The following is an 18,597-nucleotide window of genomic DNA, read 5'->3' on the forward strand; positions in this document are numbered from 1 at the left end:
TCTAGGTAGTCGCTGTGGTCGCGCTTGCGCTGGACATAGGGGAGACCAGGATCGGCATCGCCGTCTCGAGCCGTGATGGCAAGATGGCGATGCCCGTCAAGGTGCTCCCGGCTGCAGAGGTCACCGGTATGGCCAAGACGTTCCGCTACCTGGTCGAGGACTATGAGCCCGACATCCTGGTAAGCGGACGTCCCCTGACCATGGCCGGTGAGCCTGGTCCCCAGGCCGAGCGCGTTGCCGCCGTGGCGCAAAAGATTGCCGACGAGCTCGATCTTCCGCTGGAGTTTGAGGACGAGCGTCTGTCTTCGCAAGAGGCCAAGCGTATCCTGCGCGAGCAGGGCCTCAACGAAAAGCAGATGAGGGGCAAGGTCGACATGATTGCCGCCAGCCTGTTTTTGCAGACGTGGCTCGATCGTAAAAACGAGGAGGTTTCGCATGCCTAGTGCTTCCGATCCGCGCCAGCAGAATCGTACACGGCAGCCGGCGTCGCGCCCTGCCCAGCCTGGCCAGCGTCCGGCACAGCCGACGCAGCGTGCTGCTCAGCCTGCCGCGCCCCCGGCGCAGTCCTTCTCTCATTCGGCCCAACCTGTTCAACGGACAGGTCAGCAGCCTTCTGCTCGTTCGGTTCAGCATTCGGCTTCTCACGCGGCTCAGCAGCCCACTGTTCGTACGGCCCAGCCTGCAGGCGGTACCCGCTTTAAGCAGCAGGCACCTACCCAGCGAACTCAGGCCCCTCAATCGCATTCGCATCACGCTCGCGGTTCGCATGGCGTTGCTCCGGCGACCCGCTCGAGTTACAACACGCATGCTCGTCGCGGTGCTCAAAAGAAGAGTTCTCCGGTTCCCATGATCATCGGCGTTGTGGTGGCGGTGCTCGCGTTTGCTGCGATCGCTTTCTTTGTCGTGCCGGCCGTCAAGGGTTTCTTTGCCGGTGAGGATACGAAGGTTACGGCTGGTCAGCAGGTTACGGTGACCATTCCCGATGGTGCTTCGGGCGATACGATCGCCTCGATTCTCTCCGAGAACCATATCGTCGAAAATCCCAAGGATTACTATGCGGCGGTGAAAAAGCTCAACGCCGATATGTCGCTCAAGCCTGGTGATTATTCGTTCACCACACTCATGGATGCGACCAAGGTTGTTCAGCAGCTCATGGAAGGCCCCAACGCGGGCTCCAATACGCTGACTATCCCTGAGGGCCTGACGGTCGATCAAGTCGCCGACCGTGTGGCCCAGGCCTACGACAGCATCTCTAAGGAAGACTTCCTCAACCAGGCCAAGGCCTCCAACTACGTGGACGACTATAGCTTCCTTAAGGGCGCCGCCAACGATTCGCTCGAGGGTTTCTTGTTCCCCAAGACCTATTCGCTGGGCGATTCGCCGACGGCCGATGACGTGATTCGCGCTATGCTCGATCAGTTTAAGACCGAGTACAAGTCGCTTGACTTTGCGAGCTGCGAAGCCAAGATCAAGGAACGCTACGGTGTGGAGATGTCCGACTACGACATCGTCAACCTTGCCTCCATCGTCGAGCGCGAGGGTCTCAATGCCGATCAGCGCGCGCATGTGGCATCGGTGTTCTACAACCGCCTTGCCGGCAAGCTCGACGGTCTGCGCTATCTCAATAGCGATGCGACTATGATGTATGTCACCGGTGGCGAGGTTACCGCCGACGACCTGCAGAGCGATAGTCCGTATAACACCTATAAGCATGAGGGTCTGCCGCCCACGCCCATCTGCTCTCCGTCGCTCGAGGCACTCAAGGCCACGCTTGAGCCGACCGACTCCGATGACCTGTATTTCTACATTACGCAGGACGAGGAGTACTTCTCGCAAACCTACGAAGAGCATCAACAGTCTTGGAATTAGCATGAGGATTTTTAGCCCCAAACGATACGTTGCCTCGGTCGATCGCATCGACCTTGATACCCTGTGGGCCGACGGTAAACGCGCCATTCTGCTCGATCGCGATAACACCCTCGTGCCGCGCGACACCGAGCAGGTTCCCACCGCGGTTTCCGCTTGGCTCGACGCCGCCCGCGCCAAGGGTTTTAAGCTGTGCATGGTGTCCAACAACTGGCATCGCGACCAGGTCATGAGCTCTGCACGCGAGCTGGGACTCGAGGCCATCAGCCACGCCATGAAGCCGGCGCCGTTTGCCCTCAAGGCGGGTCTTAAGCGCCTCGGCGCCACGGTCGACGAGGCGGTGCTGATCGGTGATCAGCTCTACACTGACGTGTGGAGCGGTAATTTCGCCGGCGTCGATACCATCCTGGTAAAGCCGCAGGCGACGCAGGACCTGTGGTATACGCAGATCTTCCGTATCTTTGAGCGCCGGGCCCTGCGCGACCTTCCCTGCGAGGAATAGGTCTCGCTATGTCCCAGCACACCAAACACGGCTGCGACCATATCTTCTTTATCGGCTTTTTGGGCGCGGGCAAGTCGACGCTCGCGCGCAACGTCGGCACCATGTTCAAGCGGCGTTTTATCGATACCGACCGCCTGGTCGTGCGCCGTTGCGGCAAGTCGGTAACCGAGATTTTTGAGACCGAGGGCGAGGATCGTTTTCGCGAGCTCGAGACCTCGGCGCTCCGTTCGCTCCAAAGTGAGCGCAGCCTGTTGGTTTCGTGCGGGGGCGGTATCGTCGAGACACCGGTGAATATTGAGCTGATGCACGAAATGGGTACGTGCGTGTACCTCGAGGGCGACTTCGAGGATTCGATTCGCCAGATTCGTCGGTCCGACACGCGCCCCGATTTCCGCTCGCCTGAGCATGCCGCGCGCCTGTTTGAGCATCGCCGTCCGCTGTATCGCCAGGCTGCCGACCTTACCCTTGATATTCGCAACAAGTCCTTCGAGGACGTTTCCTACCTTTGTGCCGAGATGCTTTTGGAGCGTGGGCTGCTATGATTCGCCGTCAACTGATCAATTTCCAAAACCGCAGCGTCGATGTCCGTGTCGGATTGGGTGCGTTCGATGAACTGTCGCGTATGTTTGCCTCGGCCGTGGGCAAGCCTAAGCGCGCGATGGTCGTTTGGAACGACGCCACATCTGAGCGCTATGGCGAGGTTGTCGAGCATGCGCTGGTCGACGCCGGTTTTGCCGTGTCGCTGCTAGTCCTTGAGGTTTCGCCTGCCGGTGCTACGCTGGCCGATGCCGATACCGTCTTTGGTGCCTTGTCTGCCAACGGCGTTACCTGCGACGATCTGGTTGTCGCCGTTGGCGATGCCGCAACCTGCTCGGTTGTTAGCTGGTGCGCCAACCAGTGGTGCGGCCGAACCGAGTGCGCGCTGTTGCCGACGACCTTCGACGCCATGCTCACGGTCGCGACGACCATGAAGCCGCTCGTCGCCTCGTCGGCCAATGCGCTTCCCGCTATCGCGTTCCGTCCCGAACCGGGCTTGGTCGTGTGTGACCTCGACCTTGTTCGTGAGGCGGACCCCGAGGACCTCAAGCTCGGCTTTGTGGTGCTTGTTGGCACCATGCTTTCGAGCAGTAAGTCCCGCTGGAATCAGTTTACTGAGACCGTCCCCGAGATTCTCGCGGGCGAGGAGGTTGCGCTCGTCAATGCCGTTCAATGGTCTCAGACTGCCCGTAAGGACGTACTGATGGCCACAAACCCGAGCGCTCGCCATGCGCTCGATTTTGGCAAGACGGGGGAGTGTACCCTGCGCGCCTGCTTGGGCGATGCCGCTTCGCAGGTCCCTGCCTACCAGCTGTTATCCGAGGGCATGCGCTTTGAGGTGCGCCTAGCACATGATGCCTGCGACTTTGATATCGATTACGTCTTTGAGGTCGATGACTGCCTGGAGGACTTTGGCATCGAGGAACTTGCCTTCGACCTGGAGCCCACCGCGTTTATCGAGGAGTTCCGCAGGCAGCAGTTCGCCCGCTCGAACCGCAGTATGTTGCCGCTGCCCGCGGCACTCGGCGCCATTCGTTTAACGAGCGTTGAGGACGAGGTTCTTGAGCGCCATGTTCACGCCTACTTGGCTTCTCGCAAAGAACTTCTCTAAGATTTATTGACATCCATCGTCTTTCGTATCATGTTGAGGGGCGGGTTTTCAATCGGTTGCGGATCGCATGCGATTCCGTCGTTCGGTTGAGACCCGTTCCGTCTTTATAGAGACAATAAGAAAGGAATCTGCATGTCTGAGTTTGCTGCCGGTCCTGCCGGTCGTATCGAACGTGTCCGTGCCCTGATGGTCGAGCGCGGCTATGACGCTATCGTGGTACGCGACGAGGCCAATCTTCGTTGGCTCACGGGCGTGAAGGGCGTCTTCGACTACACCTTCGAGTTCCCGCACGCGGCGTTTATTACGGCCGACCAGTGCCTGTTCCATACCGACTCGCGCTACCTCAACAGCTTTGAGGAGAACACGCCCGCCGGCAGCCCCTGGGTCTACGACATGGACGAGGGCACCATCCCCGGTTGGGTCGCCGGCAAGATCGCGGCCAACAAGTGCCGCGTCTGCGCTGTCGAGGACGACATGCAGATCAACTTCTACCAGGGTATTCAGCGTGGTCTGGAGGATCGTTCCGTCGCCTGCATGTTGCCGCTGATGCATGACGACATCCGCAAGATGCGCGCCATCAAGGACGCCGAGGAGATCGAGCTCATGCGCCACGCGCAGTCGATCACCGATGCCGCCTTCCAGCATATGCTCGGCTTTATTAAGCCCGGCATGACCGAGAAGCAGGTTCGCAACGAGCTCGAGAACTTTATGTTCGCCAACGGTGCTGACAGCCTTGCCTTCGGCTCCATCGTGGCGAGCGGCCCCAACACCGCCAACCCGCATGCCGTCCCGAGCGACCGCGTGATCGAGAAGGGCGACTTTGTCCTCATGGATTACGGCGCGGGCTACTGCGATTATCGCTCCGACATGACACGCACTGTCGTGATGGGCGAGCCTACCCAGGAGCAGCTCGACCTGTACGCGCTCGTGCGCCGTACGCACGAGGAGTGCGTCGCTGCCATCCATCCGGGCGTCGAGGGCAACGACATTTTCAAGCTTTCCAAGAAGATTATCGGCGATGCCGGCTATGGCGATTATTACAACCATGGTCTGGGTCACGGCGTGGGCATCGACATCCATGAGCTGCCCAACTTCAACCGCAGCAAGAACACCATCGAGGTCGGCTCGGTTATCACCATGGAGCCCGGCGTGTATCTGCCCGGTGTGGGCGGCGTGCGTCTGGAGGACTACGGCGTGGTCACCGAGAACGGCTACGAGCCCTTCACCAAGACCCCGCACGACCTGCACGTCATCGATTGCTAGCCCATTTCGATAGATTTTTGGGGCGGGGCGTCCGGATCGATTCGGACGCCCCGCGTTCTCTTTTTATGCGCTCGCTGCAGGCGCCGTCAGCAAGTGTATAATTTCGGTCGTATGTAATTTGGACGCTTGTGCGTTCTGCCCATAACAAGAAAGGTCGCTATGCCTACCATTTCTACCGCCGACTTCAAGAACGGCCTCGGTCTCCGCATCAAGGACAAGGTCTACACCATCGTCGAGTTCCAGCATGTCAAGCCGGGCAAGGGCGGCGCGTTTGTGCGCTACAAGACCCGCGACATCAAGAGCGGCCGCGTCGTCGAGAACACCTGCAACGCTGGCACCAAGTTCGAGAGCGTTATGCTCACCACCCGTGAGTTCCAGTACCTCTACAACGATGGCGCCGACTACATCTTCATGGACAATGAGACCTATGAGCAGGTTCCCGTTCCCGAGGACATGGTGGGCGAGAACTCCAAGTGGCTGCGCGAGAACGACATCTGCCAGCTGCTCTTCGCCGACGATGAGCTCATGGGCGTGACCCCGCCGATGTTCATCGAGACCACCATCGTCCAGACCGACCCGGGCTTTAAGGGCGACACCGTCCAGGGTTCCACCAAGCCGGCCACGATCGACACCGGCGCTGTCATCCAGGTCCCCATGTACCTCAACGAGGGCGAGGTCATCAAGGTTGACACCCGCGACGGCAAGTTCGTCTCCCGCGTCTAGCAACCAACTCTTCTAGGAGGACTCATGCCCCAGGAAATCAAGATTGACGGCATCGGCATTTCGCCCGATGTTCTGACCGCCATCGTCTCGCGCGCCGTGTCCGATGTCGAGGGCATCGCCTCCGTTGGCGTCAAGGACCTTGCCACCAACCTTGTCTCCATGATGCTCTCGTCCAAGGCCCCGGCTTCTGAGCCGGCGGTCGAGGCCGAGGTCGTCGGCGACAAGCTCGCACTCACCGTGCGCGTCGTGGTGTTCTTTGGCTATCCGTTCAAGAAACTCGCCGAGGCCGTTCGCGCTGCCGTGGTCGCCGCCATCGATGCCCAGGTTGGCGTTGAGGTCGAGCGCGTTGACGTTTGCATCGACGGCCTCGTTTTCCCCAAGGAGTAACCTTTGAGCCTTAAGGTTTATCGCGGGCGTACGCTTGCCCGCAGTCAGGCGCTGCAGCTGCTGTTCCAGGCCGAGGCCACGGACAGCCCGCTCGAGCGCGTCCTCGAGGGTGATTTCCTGATCTCGAAGGGCCCCCTCGACCCCTATGCGCTCGAGCTTTGCCGTGGTGCCTACGAGCATATCGATCGCATCGACTGTGCCCTGCGCGCCGTTGCCAAGAACTGGGATCTTATGCGCATGCCCGGCGCCGACCGCAATCTGCTGCGTATCGCCGTTTACGAGATGCGTTTCCTCACCGACGAGGAGGTTTCGGACGCCATCGTGATCAACGAGGCAGTCGAGCTTGCCAAGGCCTATGGCACCGACCAGTCCGCTTCGTTCGTCAACGGCGTGCTGGGCAAGATCGCTCGCAGCGAGGAGCTGCCGGGCGAGGACCTGTACCAAGAGCTGCTGGCCGAAGATCGCGCTCGCGAGGAGGCACAGGCTGCCGAGGCTGCCGCCAAGGTTGCGGTTGCCCAGGCTGAGGCTGGCGTGCTGGCCGAGGATGCGGACGCCGCCGAGGCTGACACCGACTCCGTCGAGGAGTAGTCATGCCAGAGGGTTCTGTCCGTAACTTTGATGAGATCTCGGACCGTCTGGATCAGATCATCGCTACCGTTCGCTCCAAGGATACCTCCTTGGAGCGTTCACTCGATCTGTTTGACGAGGCGATTGAGCTGGGCTCCCGCGCGGTCGACATGGTCGATAAGTTTGAGCTGACGCCGCGTGAGGCCGACAAGCTCGAGCAGGAATACGATGAGGATGCGGCAAACGAATCCCAGGATAGCTAGGCCGCATCTCCGGATACGAATGGTTGATGGCATTCATGAAACGCGTGCGTCTTGATGACGAACTGATTTCACAGGGCATCTGCGCCGATCGCGCGGATGCCCTTCGCACTCTTATGGCCGGCTTGGTCTCGAGTGGCGGTGAGCGCTTGACTTCGCCGGGCCTTAAGGTGATCCCGGGGCTGCCGCTGCACGTGAAGGGGCGCATTCCCTATGTTGGCCGCGGCGGTCTTAAGCTCGAAGGCGCGCTTGATGCGTTTGGCATCAATCCGACGGGTCTTGCCTGTCTGGATGTGGGCTGCTCTACCGGCGGTTTTACCGATTGCCTGCTCAAGCGCGGAGCTGCGACCGTTGTCTCGGTGGACGTGGGTCGCGCCCAGTTCGATTGGTCGTTGCGTCAGGACGATCGCGTGACGCTGCTTGAGCGCACAAACGTGACGCAGCTGCCTGAGCTTGGCTATTCCGGCGCCATCGACCTGGCTGTGTGTGATGTCTCGTTTACCAGCATCGCGAACATTATCGATGCGGTGCTGGCGTGCCTGGCTCCTACGGGTGCATTCTGCACGCTCGTAAAGCCGCAGTTTGAGGCTCCGGCGGCGCTGGTGGGCGAGGGCGGCATTGTGACCGATCCCGCCGTGCGCCGCGATACACTCGTGGCGGCGGTTGAACTCTTTGCTGCCAAGGGCCTGTTCCCGGTCGATGTGTGCGTGTCACCCATTCATGGTGCCAAGGGCAACGTTGAGTTTTTCGTGTACGGCACGAGATTTGAACCCGGCGACCGCTCGCAAGACGAGCTGCAATCCCAGGTATCGGTTTTGAGCGAGAAAGCTGCAACGCTATGAAGGTCTTTCTGGTTCCCAATTACTACAAGCAAGAGGCGGTCGAGAGCGGCCTGATGCTCGAGCTTTGGCTGACGCGCCAGGGCTATGAGGTCGCATGGGCTGCCGACCAGCGATCCAAGATTCAGAGCACGCCTGATATTGATGGCTCCGATTTGGTCATTACGCTCGGCGGCGACGGTACGTTGCTGCGCGCTGCCCGCATCCTCAACCATCGCGAGATTCCTATCCTCGGTCTTTCCTATGGTCACCTGGGCTTTTTAACTGCTGCGAGCCCCGAGGAGCGCGACATTCTGCAAGTCGTGAGCGACGCCCTGTCCGGCGAGCTGCATGTGAGCCGTCGCGCTACCATCGCCGCGGATATCGTGTCCGTGCGCGAAGACGGTACGAAGGATGTCGTGCGCACCTTCGCCCTCAACGACATGGCGCTTACCCGCGGTCCGCTGTCCGATATGGTCGAGTTCGACATCACGGTGTCCGGCCATCATATCGACCGTCTGCGTGGCGACGGCGTGGTCGTGTCCACGGCGACTGGTTCTACGGGTTACGCGCTCAGTGCCGGTGGCCCCATCGTGAGCCCCGACTATACGGGCATGGTCTGCGTACCCATTGCGCCGCACACCATTCAGGCTCGTGCCTTTTTGACCTCGCCGAGTGATGTCGTCGAAATCTTTATGTCCGATGATCGCCCGAGCGTTCCGGCGATCGCTATCGATGGACAGTTTATTACCTGCGATGGCACCGTTGAGAGCGTGGCGGTGCGCCGCGGGCCCGGAGATGTGTTGCTGCTGGATTACGGCCCCGAGAGCTTCTATAACTCGGTGAGCCGCGTTTTCTACGGAGTCCGTCATGATCGATGAGCTGCAGGTTTATAACATTGCACTCATTCGCGAGGCGACGCTGGTGCCGAGTGCCGGCCTGACTGTCCTGACTGGCGAGACTGGCGCCGGCAAGACCGCGCTGCTCTCGGCCCTCAAGCTAATTTTGGGCGAGCGTGCGGATTCGTCGACGGTGCGCGAGGGCGAGGCACTGGCGAGCGTCGAGGCGCGACTCTTCGACGGGCCGCACGACACGGAGGGGTTCACCGTACAGCGCAGCCTTTCTGCCGAGGGCCGCAGCCGCGTGAAGATTGACGGTCGCATTGCCAGTGTGCGCGAGCTTTCGGAGCGCGTCGGCGTGATGATGGATCTGTGCGGCCAGCACGAGCACCAGCGCTTGCTCGATCCGGCGCATCACGTTGCGATGGTCGATGCCTGGGCGGGACGCTCTGCGCTCGAGGCGCTCGAGCACTACCGTGCTTGCTTTAAAGCCTCGCGCGCGGCTGCCAAGGAGGTCCGTCGCGTCGAGGAGGCCTCACGTGCGCGGGGGAGTCGCGTCGAGGAAGCGCGCTTTGCGCTCGAGCGCATCGGCGAGGTCGACCCCAAACCGGGCGAGTATGAGGAACTCGAGGAACTGCTGCCGCGCTCCGAACATGCCGAGGTACTGGTTGCCATAGCTAACGATGCCCATGCATCGCTTGCCTCCGAAGGGGGAGCGCTCGACGCCGTGAACAGCGCCGTGGCAGAACTTTCCCGAATGGCTACCGTCGATCGCAAACTGGGCGACATTGCCGATGCGCTTTCGGATGCCTGTATCTCCCTTGAGGATTGCGCGAACGAGCTTCGTACCTATCGCGATGGCGTCGCCTTCGACCCGCGCGAGCTCGCACGCATGCGTGAGCGATATTCCGACCTCAAGGGCCTGTTGCGTCAGTGGGGTCCCACCATGGACGATGTTTTTGCCATGCGCGATCGCTCGCAAGAGCTGCTGTCCCTGGTCGATGATGGCGATGAGCAGATCAAAAAGGCGCGTGAGGCACTCGGGAGCGCCGAGCGCGAGTTGTTTGCCGCTGCCAAGGCACTTAAGCGCGCACGCAATACGGCGGCCCCGCGCTTCTGCCACGAGGTTGGCCGCCAGATGGCGCGCTTGGAGATGGGTAGTGCCGAGCTCGTCTGGGAGTCGCGCGATCTTCCCCGTGCTGAGTGGACGCCCGTTGGTCCTTCGAGCTACGAGCTGCTATACCGCAGCGGTGCCGGCTTGACGCCACGTCCCCTGCGCCGCATTGCGTCGGGCGGCGAGCTCAGCCGCGTCATGCTTGCAAGCAAGGTTGTCCTCGGTAACGCGGACGGTGTCGATACGCTGGTGTTTGACGAGGTCGATGCCGGTGTCGGTGGCTCCACGGCGCGTGCACTCGCGGGCGTGCTGGCAGATCTCGCCTCTACGCATCAGGTGATTGTCGTAACCCACTTGGCGCAGGTCGCCGTCATGGCCGACAAGCATTATGTTGTCAGCAAGGAACCAGGCGATGTTCCCCAGACGCATTTGGACGAGGTAACCGGCGAAGCGCGTACCGCCGAGATCGCCCGCATGTTGAGCGGCGATCAGTCCGAGGCTAGCCTGGCGCACGCAAAGCAGATGCTCGAAGAAGCTCGAGGTTAGGTCGTATCAGCGGTGTTGGTGGGACAAAATAGACTGAAATTTTTGTCCCACTACGCGTTTTACTCCACAACCTTATCCGGCTGGATGAGCTCTTCGTAGTAGCTGATATGCTCGCGGGCGTCTTCGATTTCGGGCAGCAGGAAGTTGTAGATGACCTCGATGATCATCGTGGCGCTCATCTTGGAGAACGCGAAGTCGCCCGTTGTCAGTAGTGCTTCGTGGTTGACGGTATTAAAGGTGTAGTCTGCCAGGCGCGCGAGCGGGGATTTGCTGTCGCTGCTGATGACGACTACGGTTGCGCCGCAGTCGCGAGCCGCTTTTGCCATGCGATTCAGACGGCGCGACTTGCCGGAGTTTGAGATCAGCACGATAACGTCACCGGGGCGCAGCGTGAGCGCAAAACCAATCGAGGTCTCGCTGATGGTGCTTGCCATGCAACGAAGGCCCAGCTGCGAGAACTTGAACGTCGCGTCGAGCGCGACGGCGTTGGTGTTGCCTACGGCCGCAAACTCAATAACGCCGGCATTCTTAAGCGCGTGTACAACTGCGGCCAACGTGTCGTGATCAATGCCGTCGATGGTCGCATTAAGCTCACTCACCTTGGCGGCGAGGATATTTTTAAGGCTCTGCTCCATGTTGTCGAGCGAGACCTCGTCGGTCAGGCCCTCGTTGCGCTGACTCTCTAAGTCGCGCGCCAACGAAAACTGAAAGCTGCGGAAGCTGCCAAAGCCCAGCTTGCGGCAGAAACGCGAAACGGTCGCCTCGGACGTGGCGGCAGCGCGCGAGAGCTGAGCCGCCGTGAGGCGTGGCGCCTCGGACTGGTGCTCCAATATATAGTCGACAATGCGCTGCTCGGACTCGCTGTATCCCTGGTGGGTACTAATGAGGGAAAGTGCGCTTTTGCTACTATCGGTCATGGATGGCTCCTGGTTGGCATGAAAATCTAACTTGATTTGCAATGCCATAGTATACGGGCATTTTCAATTACAAGATACACCTTGCCGTTTCAAGTGTTGATGGTAAACTTTCACTTGCCGTTTACGGTTATGAAAGAACCTTTCACCGGAGAATTGCGCCTTGTCTCTTCTCACGCGGACGGTAGGTTGGTATCTTTCAGTTGTGGAAAAACGCGCATCGAAGCGCGTGTAGGGGAGCGCCCGCGGGCGCTGTACTCAAGAAGGAGGGACACATGGCTAAGTTTGACATCATCGCCGCGACCGGTTGCCCGACCGGCATTGCGCACACCTTCATGGCGAAGGAGGCGCTGGAGAAGGCAGCTGCCGAGCGCGGTCTGACCATTAAGGTCGAGACTCATGGCCAGGTCGGTGTCGAGAACGAGCTCACCAAGAGCGAGATCGCCGGTGCCAAGGCCGTCGTCGTCGCAGCCGATAAGGATGTCCAGGCTGAGCGTTTCGCCGGTAAGCCCATGGTTTCCGTTGGTGTTTCCAAGGCCTTGTCTGTCGAGACTGCTGGTAAGCTGATCGACCGCGCGCTCGCCGCCAAGGGCGACGACACGGTTGCCGCTGCCGCCGATGTCGAGGACGAGGTCGAGGAGAAGGAGTCCATCGGTCATGTCATCTACAAGCACCTGATGAACGGCGTCAGCCACATGCTGGTCTTCGTCGTTGCCGGTGGTGTTCTGACCGCCATTTCGTTCCTGTGGGGCATCACGTCCTTTGATTCGACGGCTGCCGACTACAACAGCTTTGCCGCGATGCTCAAGATTATCGGCGGTATCGCCATGAACCTCATGGTTCCGGTGCTCTCCGCTTACATCGCCGAGTCCATCGGCAAGCGCCCGGCGCTCGTCCCCGGCTTTGTTGCCGGTATGATTGCCATCCAGGGTCTTCCCATCAACGCCGATACCGGCATGATCGACGCTGGAGGCTCGGGTGTGGGCTTCGGCTTCCTGGGCGGCATCGTCGGCGGCTTCCTCGCTGGCTATGTCATCCTGCTGCTCGAGAAGGCTTTCTCTAAAATTCCCGCGAGCCTTAATGGCCTGAAGGCAATCTTCCTGTATCCGCTGTGCTCTACCGCCATCGTCGGCCTGGTCATGCTCGGTATTTCCGGCCCCATGGCTGCCATTAACCAGGGCATGATGGATTTCCTGCAGAGCCTCGGTAACTCCGGTCCGGTGATCCTTGGCCTGGCCATCGGCTGCATGTGCGCCTTTGATATGGGCGGCCCGGTCAACAAGGCTGCTTACGCTACTGGCACCTTCCTGCTCGGTACCGCTCTCGAAGCTGGCGTCGGCACCGAGACCTACAACTTCGGCACCAACTTCATGGCTGCCGTCTCCGCCGCTTGCATCGTTCCGCCGCTGATCACCACCTTCGCCGTCGTTGTCGGCAAGAAGTACTTCAGCCAGGAGGATCATGACGCCGGTATCGTCAACCTCATCCTTGGTTGCACCCACATCACCGAGGGCGCCATTCCGTTCATGACCAAGAACATCTGGCCCGTCATGCCCATCATGATGCTCGGTTCTTCCATCGCTTCCATCTTGACCATCTTCTTCAACGTTCACGATCCGGCGCCTCACGGCGGCTTCCTGGTCCTGCCTGTTGTCGAGAACGGTCCGCTGTGGGTCCTCGCGATCCTCATCGGCGCTGTGGTCGGTGGCATCCTGTTCGTGGCCTTCAAGAAGTACGACTTCGAGAAGAATCAGAAGGCCGCTCCTGTAGCCAAGCCCGTTGAGGCCCCCAAGGCCGCTGCCGTCGAGGCCCCCAAGGCCGAGGCTGCCGACTTCGTGAAGGTCGAGAATGTCTTTGTCGCCGAGGACTTCGCTTCTCGTGACGAGGCTCTGAGCTTCGTTTCCAACCAGGCCGTCAAGGCAGGTATCGCCAGCGACGCCGACGCCGTGATGAACGCCTTCCTGGCTCGCGAGGCCGAGGGCACCACGGGCATGATGGAGGGCTTCGCCATCCCGCATGCCAAGTCCGACGCCATTACCGAGGCTGCCGTCATCGTCGTTAAGGACGAGTCCGGCGTGACCGGTTGGGACACCATGGACGGCGCTCCCGTTAACGTGGCTATCGCCCTGCTCATCCCGGGTGCCCAGGCTGGCACCACGCACCTCAAGATCCTGTCCAAGGTCGCCGAGGCGCTCATGGACGAGGACTTCCGTGCCACCGTCAAGGGTTCCACCGACGCCGCCGAGATCGCCAAGACGATCAACGCCCGCCTGGTCTAATCCCCCAGCCCGCGAATAACATCGCCCCCTGTATATAAGGCGGAGTCCCTCCCCAGGGCCTCCGCCTTTTTTCTATCCCTCCCATAAGTTGCGGTGAAATAGGGACTGTTTAAACGATTCAACTCCAAATGCAGTCCCTATTTCACCGCAACTTACAAAAGGGCATAGAGGGGGCTACCTATCGAGTCTTTGTCGCGAACAGATCATCAGCCAGATTTCCGTTTGCACGATATTGCTCTGGACCGACCGAGTTTCCGCAGCTTGCTCGCCCACAGGGGCCCGTGCGCGGCCTGTGAGATTTATCGCGAGTTCCGCACGAGCCGAAGAGCACTTAATGTGCTCTTCGTGCGAGCAGGACTGTAGAGCAGGAAATCTCACAGGCCGCGCACGGGCCCCTGTGGGCGAGCAAGCGGACGACAAACACATCTGTCCAATAATTCGTCTGAAACATAATGAAAAACCGTTTGATGTGAGTTAATATAAAGAACGTCGTGAATCTGACTCCTGCCACATGCATGACAGGGGTTAAACACAAAAAGGAGTCAATTATGGTTTCTGAGAAGGCTACCCTCGTTAATCCTCAGGGTCTGCACATGCGTCCGGCTGGTCTGTTCGCCTCCACCATGGGCAAGTACGCCTGTGACGTGACGGTCGTCACCCCCGAGAAGGAGGTCAACGGCAAGTCCCCGATGGCCCTCATGGCTGCTGGTATCCCCTGCGGTACCGAGGTCGAGGTCAAGTGCGACGGCGCTGACGAGGCCGAGGCTCTGGCTGCTGCCATCGAGCTCATCAAGAGCGGTCTTGGCGAGTAGAACTCAAACGGGTCGCATGTTGAACAACTAAGTTCATATTTGGGGGCGCAGTGACCTGTTGTAAGGTAGCTGCGCTCTTTTGTCATGGATATGGCAAAACGCTTTATCACATGACACGGAGAGAGGAATGGGAATGTATCAGGGAGTCAACGCTTCCGAGGGCATCGGTATCGGCACCGTCATGGTCGCCGTCGATCCCGACTTGACGTTTGAGCCGCACGAGGTTGCTGATTCGGCAGCAGAGAAGGAGCGCTATCAGTCCGCTCTTTCGGTCTTCTGCGAGAAGACCCAGGCTCAGGCCGACCACATGAAGGAGACGGTGGGCGAGGCCGAGGCCGAGATCATGAGCGGACATATTGTCCTGGCTCAGGATCCGGGTATGACCGACGCCATCAACGCCGCCATTGACGGTGGTACCTGCGCCGAGCAGGCGCTCATGGACACCTCGACCATGTTCGAGAACATGTTCCTGTCCATGGACGACGAGATGTTCCGTCTGCGCGCGGCCGACATCGCCGACATCCGCACCGGTATTCTGGCCGAGCTGCTGGGCAAGGAGGTCGTCGACCTCTCCGTCCTGCCCGAGAACACTGTCGTTGTCGTGCACGACCTCACGCCGTCCATGACCGCCACGATCGATAAGGCCCACGTTGCCGGTATCGTCACCGAGACCGGTGGCCGCACGTCGCACTCCGCGATTATTGCGCGCGCCCTTGAGATCCCGGCTGTCCTTTCGGTTTCCAATAGCTGCACCGCGCTGCGCAACGGTATGACCGTTGTCGTCGACGGTGGCAAGGGTATCGTCGAGGCCGATCCCGACGAGGAGACGCTCGCCGCCTACACCGCCAAGGCCGAGGCCTTCGCTGCCGAGAAGGCAGCCCTCGAGGCCTTCCGTGGCAAGCCGTCCGTGACTGCCGATGGCATCAAGAAGATCATCGCCTGCAACATCGGTAACCCTGATGACGTGCCCAACGCGCTCGATCACGATGCCGAGGCCATCGGTCTGTTCCGCTCCGAGTTCCTGTTCATGGACTCTGCCGAGCTTCCTTCCGAGGAGGAGCAGTTCAACGCCTACCGTAAGGTCGCAAGCGCGCTCAAGGGCGCTCCGGTCATCATCCGCACGCTCGATGTGGGTGGCGACAAGGAGATTCCGTATCTGCACATGGTCAAGGAAGATAACCCCTTCATGGGCTTCCGCGCCGTGCGTTACTGCCTGGCCAATCCCGACCAGTACAAGGTCCAGCTCCGCGCTCTGCTGCGCGCTAGCGCCTTCGGTGACGTAAAGATCATGATCCCGCTCGTCACTTGCGTCGAGGAGGTCTTGGCTGTCAAGGAGCTTGTCGAGCAGTGCAAGGCCGAGCTGACTGAAGAGGGTCGCAAGTTCAACGAGAACATCGAGGTCGGCATCATGGTTGAGACGCCTGCCGCTTCGCTGCTCGCAGACCGTCTTGCCGAGGTCGCCGACTTCTTCTCCATCGGCACCAACGACCTGATCGGCTACACCATGTGCGCCGACCGTGGCAACGACACCATCTCCAACCTGTACCAGGTTTACTATCCCGCCGTGCTCCGCTCGCTCAAGAACATCATCGAGAGCGGCGTGAAGGCCGGCATCATGGTCGGTATGTGCGGCGAGGCCGCTGCCGATCCGCTGCTCGAGCCGCTGCTGATCAGCTGGGGCCTGGAGGAGTTCTCGATGAGTGCTCCGTCGATCCTGCGCGCCCGTAAGACCATCAGCCAGTGGACCAAGGCCGAGTGCGACGAGCTCGCCGAGAAGGCGCTCGCCTGCAACACCGCCGCCGAGGTCAAGGCACTGCTCGAGTCCGCAGCTCGCTAATTTGGTATCAGAGGTAACCGCGTGGTTGGAATGGGTCGGCCACGCGGCCCTCACATATACAGGGGGTACTGTAAATGTTCTACACGCTAACCGCTAACCCGGCTGTCGACATGACGGTTTCGAGCTCTCCGCTCGAGCCCGACGAGAACGTCCGCACCGGTTCGGCCAGCTACACGGCTAACGGCAAGGGCCTCGACGTGTCCTTCGCCTTTAAGAAGATGGGCGTCGACACCGTCGCGCTCGGCTTCTTCGCCGGCTTCACGGGCAAGTTCATCGTCGAGGAGGTCATGAACCTGGGTTGCCTCTGCCGCCCGGTCTGGACCGACGGTATCACGCGCATTAACACCTACGTCAACGATGGCCAGCACGAGTACGGCATCCTGAACCCTGGTGCTCCGATCACGCCGCAGCACCAGGAGGAGCTCTATAACATCCTGGACACCGCGGGCGATCTCGAGTGCCTGATCGTTTCCGGCTCCGTGCCTCCCAAAGCTACGCCCGACTTCCTGGCTCAGGTCATGGAGCACGCTCAGGCTCGTGGCGCCGACGTCGTCCTGGACCTGTCCTCCGACAAGCTCAAGGAGCTCGCTCACAAGAAGCCGCTGCTCATCAAGCCGAACCATCACGAGATGAAGGCCATCTTCGGCGTGCCGGTCGACACCGACGACGAGGTTCGCGTTGCTATGAAGATGGCTCACGACGCTGGCGTTCAGAACGTGCTGCTCACCCGTGGTAGCCGCGGCGACGCTTACTTCTCCAACGGCGAGGACATCTGGTACGCCAAGCGTGAGTTCAACATCAAGCTGGTTTCTTCCGTCTGCGCTGGCGACTGCACCCTCGCTGCGTTCCTGCACAAGTGGTACAGGGATCGCGACAACGTCGAGGAGGCCATGAAGCTCGCTATGGCCACCGGCGCCAACGTTGCCGAGTCCGTCGGCATCGGCGACTTCGGTCACGTCGACGAGTACAGCAAGCGCGTTGCTGTCCGCAAGCTCGATCGTCAGTAATCGAAACGCGACATATTCGTGCGCATGCGGCGCCCCGGTTTCGGCTGGGGCGCCTTTTTTGTTCCGTCATTGGAGAGAGATGTTCTGCCGTACTTCATCGCTTCCACACCGTTCACCGAGTTGTCCTAGCCTTTTACCGATGGGTGGAATATACTTTCACCAACACGTTACTTCGTGAAAGGAACATTCATGATTTACACGCTCACTGCAAATCCCGCCATTGACTACAACATCTCCTGCGACGGCCTTGCTGCCAACACCGTCACGCGTACCCGTAACGCCGTCTACACGCCCAACGGCAAGGGTCTCAACGTCTCGTTCACCCTCGATCACTACGGTGTCGACACCACGATCCTGGGCTTTTTCGCCGGCTTCTCGGGCGAGTTTATCGTTAAGGGCGCCGAGGCCCTGGGCGTGCCCGTCAAGCCCGTTTGGACCGACGGCATCACGCGCGTCAATGTGTTCCTCAATGCCGGACCCGACACCGAGTACAACATGGTCAACGCCGGTGCCGCCATCAACGAGGCCAACGAGCAGGAGATGTTTGAGCTCATCGATTCGCTTGATGACATGACCTGCCTGGTCATCAGCGGCTCGCTGCCTCCCAACACTTCCGAGGGCTTCTTGGCCGAGGTCCTGCGCCGCGTCAAGGCCAAGGGGGCCGAGTTCGTCCTCGATATCTCGAGCCATCAGCTGGCAGACCTCATTGCCATGGAGCCGCTGCTGATTAAGCCCAACGACGACGAGCTGCTCGATATCTTTGGCATTAAGGTGAGCGGTGGCGACGACGAGTCCGTCAAGGGCGCGATGGCCGAGCTGCACGCCAAGGGCGCCAAGAATGTGCTGCTGACTCTTGGCGGCGCTGGTGCGTACTTCTCTAACGGCGAGCACATCTGGTTTGCCAACCGCACCTTCGACGTCAAGCTGCTGTCGACGGTGTGCGCCGGCGATTCCTCGCTCGCTGCCTTCCTGTCCGTGTGGCACGACGCCCCCGAGCGCGTCGAGGACGCCCTGCGCCTTTCGATGGCTACCGGCGCCAACGTGGTCGAGTGCCCCGGTCTGGGTGATTTTGCCAAGGTGGACGAATATAAGAAGCACATCGAGGTTCGCCAGGTCTGCTAGTTCCGGCACCTTGTCTGAATAGTTTGATTATTTCGCATCCGTCTTAGACTAGGACGGATGCGTTTTTGTTTATCGGACTTGCGTGTGCAGTGG

General features: G+C 60.2%; 19 protein-coding genes. 18 read left to right on the forward strand and 1 reads right to left on the reverse strand.

The features are described from left to right. The first annotated feature begins 14 nt into the window (after positions 1-14). The 13 genes from ruvX (at position 15) to recN (ending at position 10,533) form a co-directional block, all read left to right on the forward strand. Positions 15-443, forward strand: a complete 429-nt coding sequence (ruvX, locus tag LK493_RS05205; RefSeq protein WP_227790356.1) for a Holliday junction resolvase RuvX — start codon at positions 15-17, stop codon at positions 441-443. Next, positions 436-1,869 carry an endolytic transglycosylase MltG gene (gene mltG, locus LK493_RS05210; protein WP_227790357.1) on the forward strand — a complete coding sequence of 478 codons (1,434 nt, stop codon included), beginning with the start codon at positions 436-438 and terminating at the stop codon, positions 1,867-1,869. Before ruvX ends, mltG begins: the two co-directional genes overlap by 8 nt. Position 1,870: 1 nt before the next feature. Then, a complete protein-coding gene (locus LK493_RS05215) occupies positions 1,871-2,368 on the forward strand; it encodes a YqeG family HAD IIIA-type phosphatase (RefSeq protein ID WP_227790358.1) in 498 nt (165 codons plus the stop codon). An 8-nt stretch (positions 2,369-2,376) separates the two neighbouring features. Then, the gene (locus LK493_RS05220; RefSeq protein WP_006233986.1) at positions 2,377-2,910 is read left to right on the forward strand and encodes a shikimate kinase; all 534 of its coding nucleotides are present in this window, start codon (positions 2,377-2,379) and stop codon (positions 2,908-2,910) included. Continuing rightward, complete coding sequence (locus tag LK493_RS05225) at positions 2,907-4,016, forward strand: hypothetical protein (RefSeq protein WP_215692875.1); 1,110 nt, start codon at positions 2,907-2,909, stop codon at positions 4,014-4,016. The genes LK493_RS05220 and LK493_RS05225 overlap by 4 nt, the downstream gene beginning before the upstream one ends. Before the next feature lie 132 nt (positions 4,017-4,148). Continuing rightward, positions 4,149-5,279 (forward strand): M24 family metallopeptidase, encoded by a 1,131-nt coding sequence (locus LK493_RS05230; protein ID WP_117769618.1) that lies wholly within the window; start codon positions 4,149-4,151, stop codon positions 5,277-5,279. 159 nt (positions 5,280-5,438) lie between these two features. Next, positions 5,439-6,002, forward strand: a complete 564-nt coding sequence (gene efp, locus LK493_RS05235) for an elongation factor P (RefSeq protein WP_117806186.1) — start codon at positions 5,439-5,441, stop codon at positions 6,000-6,002. A 24-nt stretch (positions 6,003-6,026) separates the two neighbouring features. Further along, a complete protein-coding gene (locus LK493_RS05240) occupies positions 6,027-6,389 on the forward strand; it encodes an Asp23/Gls24 family envelope stress response protein (RefSeq protein WP_006233982.1) in 363 nt (120 codons plus the stop codon). 3 nt (positions 6,390-6,392) lie between these two features. Beyond that, positions 6,393-6,977, forward strand: coding sequence for a transcription antitermination factor NusB (nusB, locus tag LK493_RS05245; protein WP_227790359.1), 585 nt, complete (start codon positions 6,393-6,395; stop codon positions 6,975-6,977). A gap of 2 nt (positions 6,978-6,979) precedes the next feature. Beyond that, positions 6,980-7,219, forward strand: coding sequence for an exodeoxyribonuclease VII small subunit (locus LK493_RS05250; RefSeq protein ID WP_006233978.1), 240 nt, complete (start codon positions 6,980-6,982; stop codon positions 7,217-7,219). A 35-nt stretch (positions 7,220-7,254) separates the two neighbouring features. Then, complete coding sequence (locus tag LK493_RS05255) at positions 7,255-8,058, forward strand: TlyA family RNA methyltransferase (protein WP_227790400.1); 804 nt, start codon at positions 7,255-7,257, stop codon at positions 8,056-8,058. Beyond that, a complete protein-coding gene (locus LK493_RS05260; protein ID WP_035138200.1) occupies positions 8,055-8,915 on the forward strand; it encodes an NAD(+)/NADH kinase in 861 nt (286 codons plus the stop codon). Before LK493_RS05255 ends, LK493_RS05260 begins: the two co-directional genes overlap by 4 nt. Further along, complete coding sequence (gene recN, locus LK493_RS05265; RefSeq protein ID WP_227790360.1) at positions 8,905-10,533, forward strand: DNA repair protein RecN; 1,629 nt, start codon at positions 8,905-8,907, stop codon at positions 10,531-10,533. Before LK493_RS05260 ends, recN begins: the two co-directional genes overlap by 11 nt. 59 nt (positions 10,534-10,592) lie before the next feature. Here recN and LK493_RS05270 read toward each other — a convergent pair whose 3' ends face one another. Then, the gene (locus tag LK493_RS05270; RefSeq protein ID WP_035138402.1) at positions 10,593-11,450 is read right to left on the reverse strand and encodes a MurR/RpiR family transcriptional regulator; all 858 of its coding nucleotides are present in this window, start codon (positions 11,448-11,450) and stop codon (positions 10,593-10,595) included. A 272-nt stretch (positions 11,451-11,722) separates the two neighbouring features. Between LK493_RS05270 and LK493_RS05275 the strand changes: the two genes are divergently transcribed. The 5 genes from LK493_RS05275 to LK493_RS05295 all read left to right on the forward strand — a co-directional run bounded on the left by LK493_RS05275 (position 11,723) and on the right by LK493_RS05295 (position 18,504). Continuing rightward, positions 11,723-13,726 carry a fructose-specific PTS transporter subunit EIIC gene (locus tag LK493_RS05275; protein ID WP_227790361.1) on the forward strand — a complete coding sequence of 668 codons (2,004 nt, stop codon included), beginning with the start codon at positions 11,723-11,725 and terminating at the stop codon, positions 13,724-13,726. A gap of 548 nt (positions 13,727-14,274) precedes the next feature. Further along, positions 14,275-14,538, forward strand: coding sequence for an HPr family phosphocarrier protein (locus LK493_RS05280; protein ID WP_022094575.1), 264 nt, complete (start codon positions 14,275-14,277; stop codon positions 14,536-14,538). Between the two features lie 133 nt (positions 14,539-14,671). Then, entirely contained in the window at positions 14,672-16,375 is a 1,704-nt protein-coding gene (gene ptsP, locus LK493_RS05285) for a phosphoenolpyruvate--protein phosphotransferase (protein ID WP_035138206.1), read from the forward strand. A 74-nt stretch (positions 16,376-16,449) separates the two neighbouring features. After that, a complete protein-coding gene (locus LK493_RS05290) occupies positions 16,450-17,382 on the forward strand; it encodes a 1-phosphofructokinase family hexose kinase (RefSeq protein WP_006233969.1) in 933 nt (310 codons plus the stop codon). A 189-nt stretch (positions 17,383-17,571) separates the two neighbouring features. Then, complete coding sequence (locus tag LK493_RS05295; protein ID WP_227790362.1) at positions 17,572-18,504, forward strand: 1-phosphofructokinase family hexose kinase; 933 nt, start codon at positions 17,572-17,574, stop codon at positions 18,502-18,504. Positions 18,505-18,597: the final 93 nt, after the last annotated feature.

It is taken from the genome of Collinsella aerofaciens (assembly GCF_020709435.1).
In the GTDB taxonomy this organism is placed as follows: Bacteria; Actinomycetota; Coriobacteriia; order Coriobacteriales; family Coriobacteriaceae; genus Collinsella; species Collinsella aerofaciens_AU.